Source organism: Pseudomonas sp. HLT2-19-2 (assembly GCF_054898005.1).
On record NZ_CM142712.1, the window covers coordinates 1,902,575 to 1,919,289 of the forward strand.

General features: G+C 58.3%; 13 protein-coding genes, 4 tRNA genes and 1 pseudogene. 10 read left to right on the forward strand and 8 right to left on the reverse strand.

Annotation, left to right across the window (positions count from 1 at the left end):
• Nucleotides 1–62: 62 nt before the first annotated feature.
• Nucleotides 63–761: an orotidine-5'-phosphate decarboxylase gene (pyrF, locus tag ACYZTU_RS08785; RefSeq protein WP_461969457.1), complete on the forward strand. Its 699-nt coding sequence runs from the start codon at nucleotides 63–65 to the stop codon at nucleotides 759–761.
• Between the two features lie 85 nt (nucleotides 762–846).
• Here the strand turns inward: pyrF and ACYZTU_RS08790 are convergent, their stop codons facing one another.
• The gene (locus tag ACYZTU_RS08790) at nucleotides 847–1,851 is read right to left on the reverse strand and encodes an NADP-dependent oxidoreductase (protein WP_461969458.1); all 1,005 of its coding nucleotides are present in this window, start codon (nucleotides 1,849–1,851) and stop codon (nucleotides 847–849) included.
• Between the two features lie 235 nt (nucleotides 1,852–2,086).
• Between ACYZTU_RS08790 and ACYZTU_RS08795 the strand changes: the two genes are divergently transcribed.
• The 4 genes and pseudogenes from ACYZTU_RS08795 to ACYZTU_RS08810 all read left to right on the forward strand — a co-directional run bounded on the left by ACYZTU_RS08795 (nucleotide 2,087) and on the right by ACYZTU_RS08810 (nucleotide 6,497).
• On the forward strand, nucleotides 2,087–2,848 hold the full coding sequence (locus ACYZTU_RS08795; protein WP_461969460.1) for an SDR family oxidoreductase: 762 nt from the start codon (nucleotides 2,087–2,089) through the stop codon (nucleotides 2,846–2,848).
• Between the two features lie 184 nt (nucleotides 2,849–3,032).
• Nucleotides 3,033–4,424: an aminotransferase-like domain-containing protein gene (locus ACYZTU_RS08800; RefSeq protein ID WP_461969462.1), complete on the forward strand. Its 1,392-nt coding sequence runs from the start codon at nucleotides 3,033–3,035 to the stop codon at nucleotides 4,422–4,424.
• A gap of 987 nt (nucleotides 4,425–5,411) precedes the next feature.
• A pseudogene (locus tag ACYZTU_RS08805) lies at nucleotides 5,412–5,636 on the forward strand (HAMP domain-containing protein); the annotation flags it as partial.
• Complete coding sequence (locus ACYZTU_RS08810) at nucleotides 5,634–6,497, forward strand: methyl-accepting chemotaxis protein (protein WP_375154723.1); 864 nt, start codon at nucleotides 5,634–5,636, stop codon at nucleotides 6,495–6,497. The pseudogene ACYZTU_RS08805 and the gene ACYZTU_RS08810, both read left to right, overlap by 3 nt.
• Nucleotides 6,498–6,608: 111 nt before the next feature.
• On the opposite strand, the gene ACYZTU_RS08815 is transcribed toward ACYZTU_RS08810, so the two are convergent.
• Nucleotides 6,609–7,367 (reverse strand): hypothetical protein, encoded by a 759-nt coding sequence (locus ACYZTU_RS08815; RefSeq protein ID WP_461969464.1) that lies wholly within the window; start codon nucleotides 7,365–7,367, stop codon nucleotides 6,609–6,611.
• Between the two features lie 391 nt (nucleotides 7,368–7,758).
• Between ACYZTU_RS08815 and ACYZTU_RS08820 the strand changes: the two genes are divergently transcribed.
• The 4 genes from ACYZTU_RS08820 (at nucleotide 7,759) to ACYZTU_RS08835 (ending at nucleotide 8,173) form a co-directional block, all read left to right on the forward strand.
• A tRNA-Glu gene (locus tag ACYZTU_RS08820) sits at nucleotides 7,759–7,834 on the forward strand.
• A 3-nt stretch (nucleotides 7,835–7,837) separates the two neighbouring features.
• A tRNA-Gly gene (locus ACYZTU_RS08825) sits at nucleotides 7,838–7,913 on the forward strand.
• Nucleotides 7,914–8,018: 105 nt separating this feature from the next.
• Nucleotides 8,019–8,094, forward strand: a tRNA-Glu gene (locus tag ACYZTU_RS08830).
• A gap of 3 nt (nucleotides 8,095–8,097) precedes the next feature.
• Nucleotides 8,098–8,173 (forward strand) — tRNA-Gly (locus tag ACYZTU_RS08835).
• Nucleotides 8,174–8,321: 148 nt separating this feature from the next.
• On the opposite strand, the gene ACYZTU_RS08840 is transcribed toward ACYZTU_RS08835, so the two are convergent.
• From ACYZTU_RS08840 to ACYZTU_RS08855, 4 genes are all read right to left on the reverse strand, one after another.
• Nucleotides 8,322–10,061, reverse strand: a complete 1,740-nt coding sequence (locus tag ACYZTU_RS08840) for a dipeptidase (RefSeq protein WP_461969466.1) — start codon at nucleotides 10,059–10,061, stop codon at nucleotides 8,322–8,324.
• 197 nt (nucleotides 10,062–10,258) lie between these two features.
• Nucleotides 10,259–10,897 (reverse strand): LysE family translocator, encoded by a 639-nt coding sequence (locus ACYZTU_RS08845; protein ID WP_461969468.1) that lies wholly within the window; start codon nucleotides 10,895–10,897, stop codon nucleotides 10,259–10,261.
• A 1-nt stretch (nucleotide 10,898) separates the two neighbouring features.
• Nucleotides 10,899–11,669, reverse strand: a complete 771-nt coding sequence (locus tag ACYZTU_RS08850; protein WP_461969470.1) for a 2OG-Fe(II) oxygenase — start codon at nucleotides 11,667–11,669, stop codon at nucleotides 10,899–10,901.
• 92 nt (nucleotides 11,670–11,761) lie between these two features.
• Nucleotides 11,762–12,388, reverse strand: coding sequence for an alanyl-tRNA editing protein (locus ACYZTU_RS08855; protein ID WP_461969472.1), 627 nt, complete (start codon nucleotides 12,386–12,388; stop codon nucleotides 11,762–11,764).
• A 90-nt stretch (nucleotides 12,389–12,478) separates the two neighbouring features.
• Here ACYZTU_RS08855 and ACYZTU_RS08860 point away from each other — a divergent pair, with 90 nt between their 5' ends.
• Complete coding sequence (locus ACYZTU_RS08860) at nucleotides 12,479–13,477, forward strand: LysR family transcriptional regulator (RefSeq protein WP_461969474.1); 999 nt, start codon at nucleotides 12,479–12,481, stop codon at nucleotides 13,475–13,477.
• A 64-nt stretch (nucleotides 13,478–13,541) separates the two neighbouring features.
• Here ACYZTU_RS08860 and ACYZTU_RS08865 read toward each other — a convergent pair whose 3' ends face one another.
• On the reverse strand, nucleotides 13,542–13,949 hold the full coding sequence (locus ACYZTU_RS08865) for a PA2817 family protein (RefSeq protein ID WP_007905217.1): 408 nt from the start codon (nucleotides 13,947–13,949) through the stop codon (nucleotides 13,542–13,544).
• An 83-nt stretch (nucleotides 13,950–14,032) separates the two neighbouring features.
• Nucleotides 14,033–16,480: an acyl-CoA dehydrogenase gene (locus ACYZTU_RS08870; protein ID WP_461969476.1), complete on the reverse strand. Its 2,448-nt coding sequence runs from the start codon at nucleotides 16,478–16,480 to the stop codon at nucleotides 14,033–14,035.
• Nucleotides 16,481–16,715: the final 235 nt, after the last annotated feature.

The window sequence follows — 16,715 nt, forward strand, 5'->3', positions numbered from 1 at the left end:
CCCGCAGAGGCGCTGGTTCCGCTACAATGCGCGCCGATTTCGACCTGCCTGAGAGCCCACTCATGTCCGCCTGCCAGACTCCTATCATCGTCGCCCTGGATTTCCCCACCCGTGACGCCGCACTGAAGCTGGCCGATCAGTTGGACCCGAAACTGTGCCGGGTCAAAGTCGGTAAAGAACTGTTCACCAGCTGCGCTTCGGAAATCGTTGGCACCCTGCGTGACAAGGGTTTCGAAGTGTTCCTGGACCTCAAGTTCCATGACATCCCGAACACCACCGCCATGGCCGTCAAGGCGGCTGCGGAAATGGGCGTGTGGATGGTCAATGTGCACTGCTCCGGTGGTTTGCGCATGATGGCCGCGTGCCGCGAAGTGCTCGACCAGCGCACCGGTCCGAAACCGCTGCTGATCGGCGTGACCGTGCTGACAAGCATGGAGCGTGAGGATCTGGCGGGTATCGGTCTGGATATCGAGCCGCAGGAGCAAGTGTTGCGTCTGGCAGCGTTGGCGGAAAAAGCCGGGATGGACGGTCTGGTTTGCTCGGCACTGGAAGCCCAGGCCCTGAAATTGGCGCACCCGTCGCTGCAACTGGTGACCCCGGGGATTCGTCCGGCGGGCAGCGCCCAGGACGATCAGCGCCGCATTCTGACTCCGCGTCAGGCGCTGGATGCCGGTTCCGATTATCTGGTGATCGGCCGTCCGATCAGCCAGGCAGCGGATCCGGCCAAAGCGTTGGCGGCCGTAGTCGCCGAACTGGCGTAAAAAGATCACAGCCTTCGGCAGCTCCACATGGGATCGCGTTCCCCTGTAGGAGCTGGCGTAGCCTGCGATCTTTTGATCTTCTGCGTTAAACCTTCAACACCAACTTCCCGAAATTCTCGCCGCTGAACAACTTCATCAGCGTCTCCGGGAACGTCTCCAGTCCTTCAATAATATCTTCCTTGCTCTTGAGCTGCCCCTTGGCCATCCAGCCGGCCATTTCTTGCCCGGCGGCGGCGAACTGTGCGGCGTAGTCCATTACCACAAAGCCTTCCATCCGCGCGCGGTTGACCAGCAATGACAAGTAGTTGGCCGGGCCTTTGACCGCTTCCTTGTTGTTGTACTGGCTGATGGCGCCGCAAATCACCACCCGCGCCTTCATGGCCAGGCGACTCAACACCGCGTCGAGGATGTCGCCGCCGACGTTATCGAAATACACGTCCACGCCTTTCGGGCATTCGCGCTTGAGGCCGGCGTGGACGTCTTCGTTTTTGTAATCGATGGCACCGTCAAAACCCAGTTCGTCGATCAGGAATTTGCACTTGTCCGCGCCGCCCGCGATGCCGATCACGCGGCAGCCTTTGATCTTGGCAATCTGACCGGCAATGCTGCCAACCGCACCCGCAGCACCTGACAACACCACGGTGTCACCCGCCTTAGGCGCGCCGACATCGAGCAGGGCGAAATAAGCGGTCATCCCGGTCATGCCCAGCGCCGACAGATAACGCGGCAAAGGCGCCAGTTTCGGATCGACCTTGTAGAAACCTCGTGGCTCGCCGAGGAAGTAATCCTGCACACCCAGGGCGCCGTTGACGTAGTCCCCGGCCGCAAAGCCGGGATTATTCGAGGCAACGACTTTGCCTACACCCAATGCGCGCATCACTTCGCCGATACCGACGGGTGGAATGTAGGACTTGCCCTCGTTCATCCAGCCACGCATGGCCGGGTCCAGGGACAGGTATTCGTTTTTGACCAGTATCTGACCCGCGGCCGGTTCACCGACCGGTACTTCTTGATAGGTGAAGGTCTCACGGGTCGCCGCGCCCACCGGACGTTTGGCAAGCAGGAACTGGCGATTGGTCTGGGTAGTCATGACAGGCACTCAAGATGAATGAAGACTTGTTGATAGACCTTCAAGATCGATGCCGCAAGTTTGGCTGATGCGGCGAATGCACATCGATCCAGTGCAGTGATAGTCGGGCGAGCGGTTTTATCACTGTCACTCATGGGCGCCCAACCGGCCTTCTGATAGTGCTGCCGTGCCGCAGACCCTTGTGGCTAGATTGAGAACACGCGACCCCCCGCATCTTCTCTTCGAGGACATAACAATGAGCATGACGTTTTCTGGCCAGGTCGCCGTTGTGACGGGCGCCGCCAATGGTATTGGCCGCGCGACCGCCCAGGCGTTCGCCGCTGAAGGCTTGAAAGTGGTAGTGGCCGACATGGACACGGTCGGGGGCGAAGGCACTGTGGCGCTGATTCGTACGGCGGGCGGCGAAGCGACCTTCGTGCGCTGCAACGTCACGCTGGAAAGCGATGTAAAAAATCTGATGGACGAGGTGGTCAATACCTACGGCCGTCTCGACTATGCCTTCAACAACGCCGGCATCGAGATTGAGAAAGGCAAGTTGGCCGAAGGCACGATCGATGAGTTCGACGCGATCATGGGCGTCAACGTCAAAGGCGTCTGGTTGTGCATGAAGTACCAGTTGCCATTGCTGCTGGCCCAAGGCGGCGGAGCAATCGTCAACACCGCTTCGGTAGCCGGTCTTGGGGCTGCGCCGAAGATGAGCATTTACGCGGCGTCGAAACACGCGGTGATTGGCCTGACCAAGTCGGCGGCCATCGAATACGCCAAGAAAAAGATTCGGGTGAACGCGGTGTGTCCGGCCGTGATCGACACCGACATGTTCCGTCGTGCCTATGAAGCCGACCCGAAGAAAGGTGAGTTCGCCAATGCCATGCACCCGGTCGGGCGCATCGGCAAGGTCGAGGAAATTGCCAGTGCGGTGCTGTACCTGTGCAGCGATGGCGCAGCGTTCACCACGGGGCATTCACTGGCGGTGGACGGTGGCGTGACAGCGTTCTGAAACCAGGCGCTGCAACGTAGGAAAAAACCCGCATTTGTGCGGGTTTTTTTTCGGTTCCTTAAAGGGGCCGGCCAATGTGTTTCAAATGGTTAGAACCGAGGGTTTTGGCGGCGTTGTCGCACAGCTCATCGACCGCTCCTGTGATTAACTGTTTCCCGCAAAACGGACAGGAGTTTGCTTGCTCATGGAGTTGAGAATCGATCGACGGGCATTGGTGCCGGTCGTACAGCAAATCGTTGACGCGCTAGCCTGCTGGCTTCGCCGTGGCTCGGTGCCGCCGGGGACGCGTTTACCTTCCGTGCGGCAAATCGCCCGGATCAATTTACTCAGTCAGTCCAACGTCGTTGAAGCCTGTGAGCGTCTGGTGGCTCAAGGGGTGCTGGCGTCGCGTCATGGCGCCGGTTTCATTGTCGCCACTCCAGCGCTGGCCGCTCAGGGATCACAGGATTGCCCCTGGTTCGAGGGGGCAGAAGCGAAGCAGGGCGGCACCTCGGGCGAACTTAAATTGGGGTGTGGCGGACTGCCCGAGAGCTGGCGCGAAACGGATGACCTGAGCTACGCGATCTGTCAGGTCAGCCGCACCGACATGGCTGGCTTGTTCAACTACAGCACGCCGCTGGGTCTGCCAGCCTTGCGCCAGCAGATCCACAAACGCCTGAAACAGCTGGATATTGTGGTTGAGGAAAGCCGGATCCTGACAACGGCGGGTGCCAGTCAGGGGCTTGACCTGATTGTGCGGACCTTGTTCAAGCCAGGTGATTGCGTGGTGGTAGAGAATCCCGGTTATTCCTTGCTGTTCGATCTGCTCAGGCTGCACGGTGTCAGCATGATCGAGGTGCCGCGAACCCCGCGCGGGCCGGACATTGAAGCGCTTGAGGCGCTGCTGGTGAAGGACCGACCTCGCGGGATATTCATCAATAGCTTCTATCACAATCCGACGGGCAGCAGCCTGGCGCCGGCGGTGGCGCAGCGGGTTCTGCAACTGGCCAAAACCTATGGCCTTCTGGTTATCGAAGACGACGTCTATGCGGATTTGCACAGCGGCCTCGGTACGCGGCTCGCCGCGCTCGATATTGATGACAACGTGATCTACGTCGGCAGCTATTCCAAAACCCTCAGCAGTTCGTTGCGGGTCGGTTTTGTCGTGGCCGGCGCCGGGGTTATTTCGCGTCTGGCCGAGGTCAAGATGATCAGCAGCATGGGTGCTTCACGGTTTTGCGAGTCGGTGCTGGCAAGCCTGTTGGCCAACGGTGCCTACCGCAAATTGGTACAGCGCCAGCGTCAGCGTTTGAGCAATGACAGGGAGGCGGCGTTGCAAGTGCTTGAAGATGCCGAGTGGGAGGTTTTTGGCAAGCCGGTCGGAGGCCTGTTCATATGGGCGCGATCGCGTATTTCCGACTACGCTCAGGTGCGGACTCAGGCACAGCGCTTCGGTGTTCTGTTGTCTTCTGCGACGGCATTCAGTCCCACCGGAGAGGCCAATGACTGGCAGCGTATCAATGTGGCCTATGCCTGTGATCCGCGAGCCCGGGCTTTCTTTCGAGCCACCTCTGTGGATCGACCTCAAGCGTTCTGAAAACGACGTGAGCGTAGCTTTTTGCCATTATTCAGACGCCAGAGACTTGTGTTGATACAGGCCCGTTGCGAATCTGCGTCAACAGACTATGTCAGGGGACTAAGTGCAATGAATTCGGCCGTGCAAGGACGTTTTGCCAACCTCGGTATGGCTAAAAAACTGGGTGTCGGGTTTGTACTGGTGCTGCTGTTGACAGCCTTGGTGGCGGCCATCGGCGTATGGTCGCTGCAAACCATCAGCCAGCGCTTCGACGGGCTCAAGCAGATGTCGTCGCTCAACAGCAGTTTGCTCAAGGTGAGGCTGCTCGAGCAGGAATACGCCTTGCACGGTAACCCCAAAACCGCCGATGCCTTGCGCGAGGGCGTTGACGGCCTGATCGCTCTGGCAACCCAACTGAAAGCGGCGTCTGCGGCCAACGTGCCGGTGATGAATGACGTCGAGCAGTCCTTGGGGGCTTACCGCAAGGCCTTTGACGAGTTCGTCTCGCTCAGTCAGGCCAAGGACCTGGCACTGGAGATGGCCAGTTGGTCGGTGTCCAGCGTGGCTAATAATCTCGACGTGCTGCAGGCCGGGCTGGCCGATGACGGCGCTTATACCTTGAAGGAATCCGAAGGCAAGGACGGTGGGCAGTTCATCGAACAGGCCAATCAGGTCAGCCAGGTGTCGCGGTTGATGTTGCAAGCCATGAACGAAGCACGTGTGCGCCTCGACCTGAGCCGCAAGGGCGATGACAGCGCAGGGCAGGGCAAGATTGAGCAGGCCGACCAGGCACTGATCCAGGCCGAGCAGCTGAAAACCACGGTTAAGGATGAGGGTTACCAAACGGTCCTCAATGAAGTGGTCGGGCACATTGGCGGATTCAGCGAAAAACTCGCCGAGTACACCGGCCTGCTGGCGCAGGAAAAAACCGTTTATCAACAGCTGCATCAGCGCGCCGCTCAGGTGGTGGAGCGGGTGGATCAGGCCTATGTCGCCGAAGACCAGTCGATGCAGGCGGAGCTGAAAAAGAACTCGCTGCTGATCATCGGTTCGTCGGCGCTGGCGCTGTTGGTCGGGCTGATTGCGGCCTGGGTGATTACCCGGTTGATCGTGGCACCGCTGCGCAGTGTGATCCGTGTTGCTCAACAGATTGCCTCTGGCGATTTGAGTGCGACGGTTGAAGTGACCCGTCGTGACGAGATCGGGCAGTTGATGCAGGCCATGCAACAGATGGGTGCCGGGCTAAGCAGTATTGTCAGCGGTTTGCAGGCGGGCATCGAACAGTTGGCCAGTTCAGCGCAGTCGCTGTCGGCGGTGACTGAGCAGACCAATCTTGAAGTCAGCAGCCAGAAGGAAGAAACCGAACAGGTCGCTACCGCGATGAATCAGATGACCGCCACCGTGCATGACGTTGCACGTAACGCGGAGGAGGCTGCCCAGGCGGCTCAGACGGCGGATGGCAAGGTTGAAAGTGGCCAGCAGGTGGTGCGCCAAAGCATGGCGCGGATCGAGCAGTTGGCGGATTCAGCCACCTCGGCCAGTTCGAGTATCGAAAGTTTGAGTGCCGAAATCCAGAACATCGGTACGGTGCTGAGCGTCATCAAGAGTGTGGCCGAGCAGACCAATCTGTTGGCCCTCAACGCCGCCATTGAAGCGGCTCGAGCCGGCGAGCAGGGCAGGGGCTTTGCGGTGGTGGCCGATGAAGTGCGGGCACTTGCCAAGCGCACTCAACAATCGACCGAGGAGATCGAACGACTGGTGAGTGCATTGCGCTCGGCGGCTCAGTCTTCTGTTCAGCAGATTCAGAACAGTGGGGAGTTGGTGAAGCTGGCGGTGAGTGATGCGTTGCAGACTGAGAGTGCGCTGGGGAGTATTGCAGCGGCAGTGTCTTTGATTCAGCAGATGAACCAGCAGATTGCAGCGGCTGCCGAGGAGCAGAGTTCAGTGGCTGAGGAGATTAATCGCAGTGTCACGAGTATTCGCGCCAGCGCGGATCAGTCTTCGTTGGCGATGCAGGGGAATGCGGCTTCCAGTATTGAGTTGGCGCAGTTGGGGGTTGAGTTGAAGGGGATGGTGGGGCACTTCAGGCTCTAGATGTACATGGGCGAAGGCGGCCTGATCGCCGACCTGTCTTTCCTGGGTGTACACGCCTAACTCAACGCAAAAAAAAGCCACCTGTTTAGGTGGCTTTTTTGCTTTCTCTGATCAGTCGTAGATTGCTTTTTTCTTCCAGTCCGCATCGGCCTCGACGTCTTTGAGGCCTTCGGTCAGCTGGTTCACTTCGCCTTCTACCGGGGCGATGTTGTCCATGACTTGGGCGTTGGCGCGAGCCAGCAGTTTTTCCAGGTATTCCAGCTGTTCGGCGTAGACCTGGGGTTCCTGTTGTTTGCGCAGGTATTGCACGCCGCGTTCGAACGCCAGGCGGGCCTGGCCGGGTTGGTTCTGTTGCAGGGCATGCTGGCCGAGGTTGTTGAAGAACTCGATGTGCAGCAGGACCAGGAGGTGGCGAACTTCGCGAATCCAGCGTTTGGCTTCGTTGGTCGGCAGGAAGCCGTCCTGTGCGGCGCGGGTGATTTGGCCGTGCAGGGCTTCGAGCAGGAAGCGTACGTCCTTGGCTTTGGCTTCGGTCTGGATCGGTGCCGGCGGGTTGTTGACCGGGATCGATTCGCCCTGGCCAACCAAGGCGCTCAATTCACCAATCCGTGCCTTGAGGTTGGAGCTGGTTTTTTCCAGATGGAGCAGGCGTTGGCAGACGTTCAGTTCCAGTCGGGCCAACAGCAGCTTGAGCGCCGGTGTCATAAACTGGCCGGGGAAGGTCTCGGTGATTTCGCCGCAACGACGCAGACGATCGTTGAGCTCAACCTTGGCGCGGGCCTTTTCCAGCTTATTGTTTTCCACCACATGGTTCATGTAGCCAATGGTGATCAATAGTGCGATCCCGGCTACGACTAGCAGGGTGATCATGAGTGGTGTCACCGGTAAGACCTCTTTATGGGGTTCGCGTGCGAGTGTAGTGGCTTGGCATTGGGACGCATAGCGCCGCTCGGCGAGTTGAATCGGCTACTGCACTGCCTGTATCGGCCGCGTTCCTGCTTATATAAGTAATAGCGTGCGAGGTGCACATTGCCATCATCTTTGGTGGGCGGACTATAACGTCTTGGTGGGTGTCAGAATATAGGCGTCAAACGCCGGGCGACAGAAAAGCCGGATTAGAGTCGCAAAGCAGGGCGAAGTCATTGATTTAAATAAATTTATATCTGGGGGTTGACGACCCCTCAATCCATCCATAGAATGCGCGCCACTTACAGCGTAAAGCACACAGCGAAACGCGGTAGGGAGTGAATGTTGTACGTGTGTCCCCTTCGTCTAGTGGCCTAGGACACCGCCCTTTCACGGCGGTAACAGGGGTTCGAGTCCCCTAGGGGACGCCATTTGCGGGAATAGCTCAGTTGGTAGAGCACGACCTTGCCAAGGTCGGGGTCGCGAGTTCGAGTCTCGTTTCCCGCTCCAATTTTAAACAGCGTTGCTTTCGGGCAGGGCTGAGTGAAACCAGAACCGGTATCTTCGGATGCGGATTTGGGCACTGAAATACACACCATGTGTTTCAGTTAGCGTGTCCCCTTCGTCTAGTGGCCTAGGACACCGCCCTTTCACGGCGGTAACAGGGGTTCGAGTCCCCTAGGGGACGCCATTTGCGGGAATAGCTCAGTTGGTAGAGCACGACCTTGCCAAGGTCGGGGTCGCGAGTTCGAGTCTCGTTTCCCGCTCCATATTTAACGAAAACGCCGCTCAGCAATGAGCGGCGTTTTTGTTTGTGCGTCATCCATAAACAAGGACCTTAAGGTCCTTTTTTTGTTTTTATTGAAATCAACACGATCAAAGCGTCGGACCCGCCTGAACAGCGGGTCCGAAAGAGGATCAGAGTTTCGGCAACTGCCCGATGCGGCCCATCATCTCGGTCACGATCTGCAGATCCAGCAGGAACTGGTCGACGGTCTTGAACTCGCTGTCGGTGTGGCCGGTGTACTTGACCTCGGGACGCGCCAAGCCGAATTGCACGCCATTGGGCAGTTCATGCACCGAGGTGGCGCCGGCGGAGGTGCCGTATTTGTTTTCCATGCCAAGGTTTTCGCTGGCCACGGCCAGCAGCGCCTTGACCCATTCACCCTCAGGGTTGCGGTACATCGGCTCGGCGATCGAGTAGTCAAAGGTCGCGGCAACATGGGTTTTCTTGCTCCAGGCAGCAATCTTCTCGGCTATTTCCGCCTTGAGCGCTTCCGGCGATTTGCCTTTCGGCACCCGCAGGTTGACCGCGAGTTTGAAGGTTTTTTCATCCATTCCGACGTAGGTCAGGGACGTGGTCAGCGGGCCCATGAACGCATCGGAAAAACCGACGGCCAGTTTGCCACCCTTGTAGTCCAGGCCCCAGTTGTCGGTGGCGTAGCGGGCCGCGTCCGTGATGTGGTTGTGCTTGAGCGCGACCTTGCCGTCCAGACTGTGGATGAAGTCCAGCATCCTCGCCACCGGGTTGACGCCGGATTCTGGCTCGGAGGAGTGGGCAGAGACGCCGGTGACGGTCAGTTTGACGTCTTTGCCGTCGACCTTGGCGCTCACTTCGAAGTCGCCGCCATTGCGCTTGGCATATTCAGTACCGGCTTTTTGCAGGCTGGCGGCCAGTTCGGCGGGCTTGTCGGTCAACAATATGACGACCGAGGCTGACGGAATCTGGTTGCTGGCCAGGCCGCCGGTCATCGAAATGATTTCCGCGCCTTTGCCCTCGGCTTTGCGTTTGGGGAAGTTCGCCATCACCGTGCCGTAGCCTTTCTCGGCAATCACCACCGGGTAGCCGCCATCCAGGGCCATGTTGTAGTTGGGGGTCGGGTTTTGTTCGAAGTAATAAGGAATGGCGTCGCCCGTGGTTTCTTCGGTGGTATCCACCAGCAGCTTGAAATTGCGCGCCAGCGGCAGCTTCTCTTCCTTGATCACCTTCATCGCGTACAGCGTCACCACGATGCCGTTTTTGTCATCTTCGGTGCCCCGGCCATACATGCGGTCACCGATCAGCGTTATCTTGAATGGATCGAGTTTGGTGCCATCCTTCAGCACCCAGTTCTCCGGCGTCACCGGCACCACATCAGCGTGAGCATGGATGCCCACCACTTCATCGCCGCTGCCTTCGAGGGATATTTCATAGACGCGGTTGTCGATGTTGCGGAAGTTCAGGTTGAACGATTTCGCCAGGTCTTTGATCTTGTCGGCGATCTTCAGAAATTCCGGATTGTCGTGCTGAGCGACACCTTCCTTGCGGAAGGTCGGGATTTCCACTAGTTCGCGCAGCGTTTCGAGGGCCTGTTTGCCGTACTTCACGCGCGTGTAGAGGCCCAGTAGGCGATGGATTTCGTTCTGCTGTTCAGCGGAAAGCGGCTTGTTGTCGAGGAAGGTACTGATGGCCGGGCCGAGATCGTCGGTTTTGGCGAGGTCGCTCTTGGCCAGGCCTCGCAGGAACTGCCTGAAATCCGTTACCGATGCGTCACTGAAAGTCTTGAGGATGGCCGCGTTCTGTTGCGGGGTGATGTTGGCGTGCGCTGTCAGGGTGAACGACGAAAAGCTGGCCAGTATCAGGGTTGACGCAGCCAGGTGCTTGAGTGAGAAATTCATTGCTGGGGGCATTCCTTTGCAGGCAGTTTGTGAGAAGTTTCTGATCGATGAGATAGAAACGTTTCCAAGCTAACACCACGAGGGAGCGGTAGGGGAGTCCCTGAAGTGGGATCTGTCGCACAGAAATGCAAAAGCGACGCAGAAACGAAAAAGGCCCGCCAGTTTGATTGAGCGGGCCTTTTCCATGGGTGCAGGTGTTACATCGACAGAATCAAGCGTCCAGCGAACAAAATCAGAATCACCCCCATCGTCCGCTCGAACCAGTGCCCCATGCGCATGAACAGCAAGCGCACCCGGGTGCTGGAAAAGAACAGCGCGACGATGACAAACCACAGCGCGTTCACGAAGCACATCCAGACCCCATACAGCGCCTGAATTTTCAGAGGTGTCGTAGCGCTGATGATGGTGGTGAAGATTGCCAGGAAAAACAGCGTGGCCTTCGGGTTGGTGGCGTTGGTCAGGAAACCCGTGGTAAAGGCCTTCAGCATCGTTTGCTCGATAACCGGCTCGTCTGCGCCCTTGTCGCCCTCCAGTACGGTTTTGGGTTTGCTGCGCACCAGGCTGACGCCGAGGTACAGAATGTAGGCACCGCCCACCACCTTGGCCACCGTCAATAACCAGGGCGTGGTGTGCATCAACGCGCCGACCCCGAGCAGGGTGTAAAGCACATGCACAGAAATGCCTGCGCCGATGCCCAGCGCCGTGCAAATCCCGACCAATCGACCGAAGCGAACGCTCTGACGGATGGTCACTGCGAAGTCCGGTCCGGGTGCGACAACGGCCAGAAAGTGGATAGTTGCCAGCGCCAGAAACTCGCCCAGGTAATTCGAAAGCATCTCAACTCCAGAAAGTAAGGGGTGAAGCATTGCCGCGATAGCCGACAAAGAACGAAAGGCTCAAGCGCGGATCGGCCACACCCGGTGTCACCGAGTGCATGCAGCGCGAATTGAACATGATGAAATCACCGGGTTCGGGACGAATCTCCAGGGTCGGAGTGCCGAGCAGAGCCGGATCGATGCCGTAACTGTCGCCACGCATTTCGTCGAACTGATCCGGAGAAATGTCGTGGTCCCACATCTGCAGTGCACCCCCCTCGGTGGGCATGTTCAGGTAAACATTGCAGGCAAACTGCGCTTCCAGGCTTTTGGCCTGGTAACTGTCCGGCGCGTCCTTGGCGAAAATATCGTGGTGGGCCAGAAAGCAGATTCCGGGTTTCACCACCCGGGACAGCCCGACGTACATCTTGCGACCGTAGAGGTTTTCCAGGTGCGCCCCCGCCGGCCACGACTCATCGAGCATGCAGCGCAGGGTGTCGACGGGGGACGAATAGGGCGCACACCGGTTGCGCAATTCCGCAATGTTGCGGGTGGCGCGTTCGAAATAATCTTCAATCAGCAGCGGCTGGTTTTCCGCTTCATAAAACGCCATGCCGATACGGCCGATGCTCGGCGCATTGATATAGCCTTCGAAGCCAGGGGCGAGGATCTTGTCGCCAATCTGAATCGCCAGTGGCTTGGGCAACAAGCCTTTGAGGCGGATGGCGAGGACTTCTTCATTGGCCAGTTTTTTTATGCACGTCTCATCGAGACGCTCGACGTCAAGCATCATGTATTAGGTCCATCTATCAGAAAGTCAACAGAACCCGCGAACGCAGGTTCCCCCGGCGTCAAGCGATGACGAGAACGGCATCGCCCAAATGCTCAATCCACGCTGTAGTGGACTGACAGCGTTCCTTTTTTCTGCGAAAGGGACACGATCGTGACCGTGGCCAAATCCTTCAGGCTACGGACATGGGTGCCGCCGCAACCGTAGGCGGGCAATTCACCGAAACCGATTTCCCGGGCGCCATCGCGAAGTGACGTCAGACGCGGCAAGTCATGGGCGATCCATTGCTCAATGCCGTACTGAAGGGTCTGGGCATCAACGTCCTGTGCTGAATCCGCCGGTTTGAACTGCACACGTCCTTCGCCCGGCCAGTGATGAGCCTTGATCGGCATCCAGCCCATGGCCTGGACAAAGTGGCCGATCAGATGGCCGGCAGAATGCAGGCGGGTGTTTAACTGGCGGCGTTGTTCGTCGACCCGAATCTGAGTCATGCCGAGTTTTATCGGGTGGTCGACGAAATGGATGATCCGGTCCGGATCCTGAACCACGCGCAGCACCCGGCTTTCACCGATCCAGCCGGTGTCAAAGGGCTGTCCGCCGCCTTGGGGGTGAAACAACGTGGCGCGAAGCACCACGGCAAATTCGTTCTCGTGGGGCGTGCAATCCAGGACTTCCACATTGGCCTTGAGGTCATCACTATGGAAAAAGAGGCGAAGCGTCATATTCCATGCCCTTAGTAATAATTCTATTTTTATTATATGAAGCGTGGAATTGCGTGATAATCCGTTCAAACATCAAAGGACTGTTGCGTTTTGAGCATAAATCTTCCACTGCCGCTGCTCGGTGAAATGGCGATTTTCGTCAAGGTTGTCGAGACCGGCAGCTTCTCCGAGGCAGCTCGCCAGTTGGGTGCTTCACCCTCGGCGGTCAGTCGCAGCATTTCGCGTCTGGAGAAGGCGCTCGCCACTCGTTTGCTGCAACGAACCACGCGTAAGTTGCGCTTGAGCGACGGTGGCGAAGAGGTGTTCAAGCGTTGCCAGGAGATGGTCAGCGCGGCCAAGTCGGTGATGGAAATCAGCGGTCAGTTCACCCATGAGGCGGAAGGACTGGTGCGAGTCAGCGTGCCGAAGGCGGTGGGGCGTTTCGTGATTCATCCGCATATGCCGGAATTTCTGCGCCGTTATCCCAAAGTGGATGTGGAGTTGTTGCTTGAAGACCGCCAGGTGGATTTGATCGACGACAACGTTGATCTGGCGATTCGTATTACTGATCGCCCCCCCGCGGGGCTGGTAGGGCGGCAATTGCTGACCATCGATCATTTGCTCTGTGCAACGCCGCAATACCTGGCCGAACACGGCACACCGACTCATCCTCACGACTTGCTCAACCACAGCTGCATCTACCTGGGCGAAACACCGAGCGATGCGCGCTGGAAATTCAAGAAAGGCACCAAGGCTGTAACTGTTGGTGTACGCGGACGTTATGCGGCCAATCACACCGGCGTACGGTTGGGCGCGGTGTTGCAGCACATCGGGATTGGCAGCCTGCCGTATTTCACCGCGCGTTATGCGCTGGAGCAGGGGCTGATCGTGCAAGTGCTGCCGGACTGGACCTTTCTGGCGTCTTACCACGGCGGTGCCTGGCTGCTGCATTCGCCAACCCGTTATCTACCACCGAAGTTACGGGTGCTGATTGACTACCTGGTGGAGTGCCTGGAAAAGGAACCCACCCTGAGCAAGCCAGGCAAGTTGAGTGATTCGGGCAAGGTCGCGGCGGAGTATGAGTTGCCGGAGAGTGATGGGTTGCTCTGAAGCGAAGATCAAAAAAAGGCCCGCATGTTCAACCATGCGGGCCTTTTGCATTTCAGACTGTGGATCAGTGCTTGCTGTCCTGGTTCGACATCGCCAGCAGCTGTTTTTCCTGGTTCCAGTCAAACGGTTCGTCGTTTTGTTCGGCTTCGAAACGACGTTCTTCCAGCGCCTGGTACAAGTCGATTTCATCGTCGGGCATGTAATGCAGGCAGTCACCGGCGAAGTACCACAACAGGTCGCGCGGGACCAGGTGGGCAATTTGCGGATAGCGGGTGATCACCTGGCACAGAATGTCCTGGCCCAGGTATTGGCTTTCGATCGGGTCGACCGGCAGCAACGCACGCAGTTCGTCGAAGCGCTCCAGGAACAAGGCATGGCTTTCTTCGGGAACCTGTTCGGCCTCACCCACGGCGACCAGGATGCTGCGCAAGTGGTCAAGCAAGACGAGATGGTCGGCAACGACATTGGACACGAGATAAGTCCTCAAGAGCAAAACGGGCGCAGGAGTATAAAGCCCCTGCGCCCGTTTTTACATGGTGGAGAGTACAACATGGATCAGCGGACCTTTCCGTCTGCCAGCGCCAGCTCCTCTTTGTCGAAATCATCGACATCGATCACCTTGCGCCGTGCGGCTTCGGCGTCACGCAGGGTTTGCGCTTCCACTGGCTGCAACACGCCAGCCTCAAGCGCTGCATCGATGGCGTGTTCCCCGGCGACGGGTTTGACCTGACCGCTTTTCAGCGCCACATGCAGCTTTTTCTGCAACGGCTGCGCTGCGTTCAACAGGTTGCAGGCGTGTTGAAGAGCACCGACGGCGTCTTCGGCCGATTGCGGACGGTAGCAACCGCCGAGCAACTCTTCCAGAGTTGGATCGCCCTTGGCCCGGCCGATCACCGCAGCCACTTCGGCGCCGAGTTTATCCGACGGCCCTTTGTGACGACGCCCAAACGGGAACACGATGACCCGCAGCAGGCAACCCAGCACCTTGTTCGGGAAGTTGCTCAGCAGTTCATCCAGCGCGCGTTCCGACTGACCCAAGCTTTCTTCCATGGCCCAGGTAAACAGTGGCGCCATGTGTTCCGGTGAATCGAGGTCGTGGTAACGCTTGAGCGCGGCGGAGGCGAGGTACATGTTGCTGAGCACATCCCCCAAGCGAGCCGAGAGACGTTCGCGTCGTTTCAGTTCACCGCCCAGCAACATCATGCTCAGGTCAGCCAGCATGGCGAACGCGGCAGCCTGACGGTTGAGCGCGCGGAAGTAACCCTGGCTGAGTCTGTTGCCCGGCATGTGTTCGAAATGCCCGAAACCAAGGTTCAGCACCAGGGTGCTAGCGGCGTTGCTCACGGCAAAACCGATGTGCTTGAGTAGCAAGCCGTCGAATTCGATGAGTGCCTGATCCTTGTCTTCACGGCCGGCGAGGGCCATTTCTTTCAATACGAATGGATGGCAGCGAATCGCACCCTGACCGAAGATCATCAAGTTGCGCGAGAGAATGTTCGCGCCTTCCACGGTGATGAAAATCGGTGCGCCATTCCAGCTCCGACCGAGGTAGTTGTTCGGCCCCATGATGATTGCCTTGCCGCCATGAACATCCATGGCGTGACTGATGCACTCGCGGCCGCGTTCAGTGAGGTGGTACTTGAGAATCGCCGACAGCACCGACGGTTTTTCACCGAGGTCCACCGCGTTGGCGGTGAGCATCCGCGCGGCGTCCATCATCCAGGCGTTGCCGCCGATGCGCGCCATCGCTTCCTGAATCCCTTCAAATGCCGACAGAGGAACATTGAATTGCTCACGGACCTGAGCGTACTGGCCGGTCACCAGACTGGTGAACTTGGCGGCACCGGTGCCGACCGCTGGCAACGAAATCGAACGCCCCACCGACAGGCAGTTCATCAGCATCATCCAGCCTTTGCCGAGCATTTCCTGGCCACCGATGAGGAACTCCAGCGGTACGAATACATCTTTGCCGGAGTTCGGGCCGTTCATGAATGACGCGCCCAACGGCAAGTGACGGCGGCCGATTTCAACACCGGCGGTATCGGTCGGGATCAACGCCAGACTGATACCCAGGTCTTCCTCCTCACCCAGCAGGTGATCCGGGTCGTAGGCCTTGAAGGCCAGGCCGAGGAGGGTGGCGACCGGACCCAGCGTGATGTAGCGCTTTTCCCAGTTCAGGCGCAGGCCCAAGGTTTCCTTGCCTTCCCATTCACCTTTGCAGATCACCCCGGTGTCGGGCATGGCGCCGGCATCAGAGCCGGCCAGTGGACCGGTCAGTGCGAAGCACGGGATGTCGTCACCGCGCGCCAGTCGTGGCAGGTAATGGTTGCGTTGTTCGTCGGTGCCGTAATGCAGCAGCAATTCCGCCGGGCCGAGGGAGTTGGGGACCATCACGGTGGACGCGAGATCGCCGCTGCGGGTCGCCAGTTTCATCGCCACCTGGGAGTGGGCATAGGCGGAGAAGCCCTTGCCGCCGAACTCCTTGGGAATGATCAGGGCGAAGAAGCCGTTTTCCTTGATGAAGGTCCAAGCCTCGGGAGGCAGGTCCATGGCTTGACCGATCTGCCAGTCACTGACCATGGCGCAGAGTTCTTCGGTAGGGCCGTCGATAAAGGCCTGTTCCTCTTCGCTCATCTGCGCTTTTGGATAGGACAGCAGTATGTTCCAGTCCGGGCGACCGCTGAACAGTTCGCCGTCCCACCACACGGTGCCGGCATCGATCGCATCGCGTTCGGTTTCCGACATTGGCGGCAGGGTTTTCTGGAACCAGCTGAACAGCGGCGCACTGAAATATTTACGGCGCAGGTCGGGGAGCAACAAGGGCGCTGCGACAGCCGCGATCAACACCCAGAGAACCAGCAGTAACCAGCCTGGCGCGCGGCTGAAAGCGCCCATCGCCACCACGTACACGGCAACGACGCACAGGGCGGGCAGTGGGGCGATACGACGGTGGGCTAAATACGCAATCCCGACAACCAGAACCAGTATCCATAACAGCAGCATATTTAATCCTCCGTGAAACCAGGGTAAAACCAACCTTCAGAGCTTAGACGGCATCCGCAAAACAGGGTGGTCAGAGCGATGTGATTGAATTTGTGGGAAACCTTCGATGAGTTCTGTAGGACCGGTTGGCACCGGGCCGTGCAAATCGTTCGTTGGGCGGGCGGCAAAGCGTCCATGTTTGGCCGAAACGTCGTTATCTCTGTGCTGAACCTGTCGCTAGACTCGTGGCTTCCCC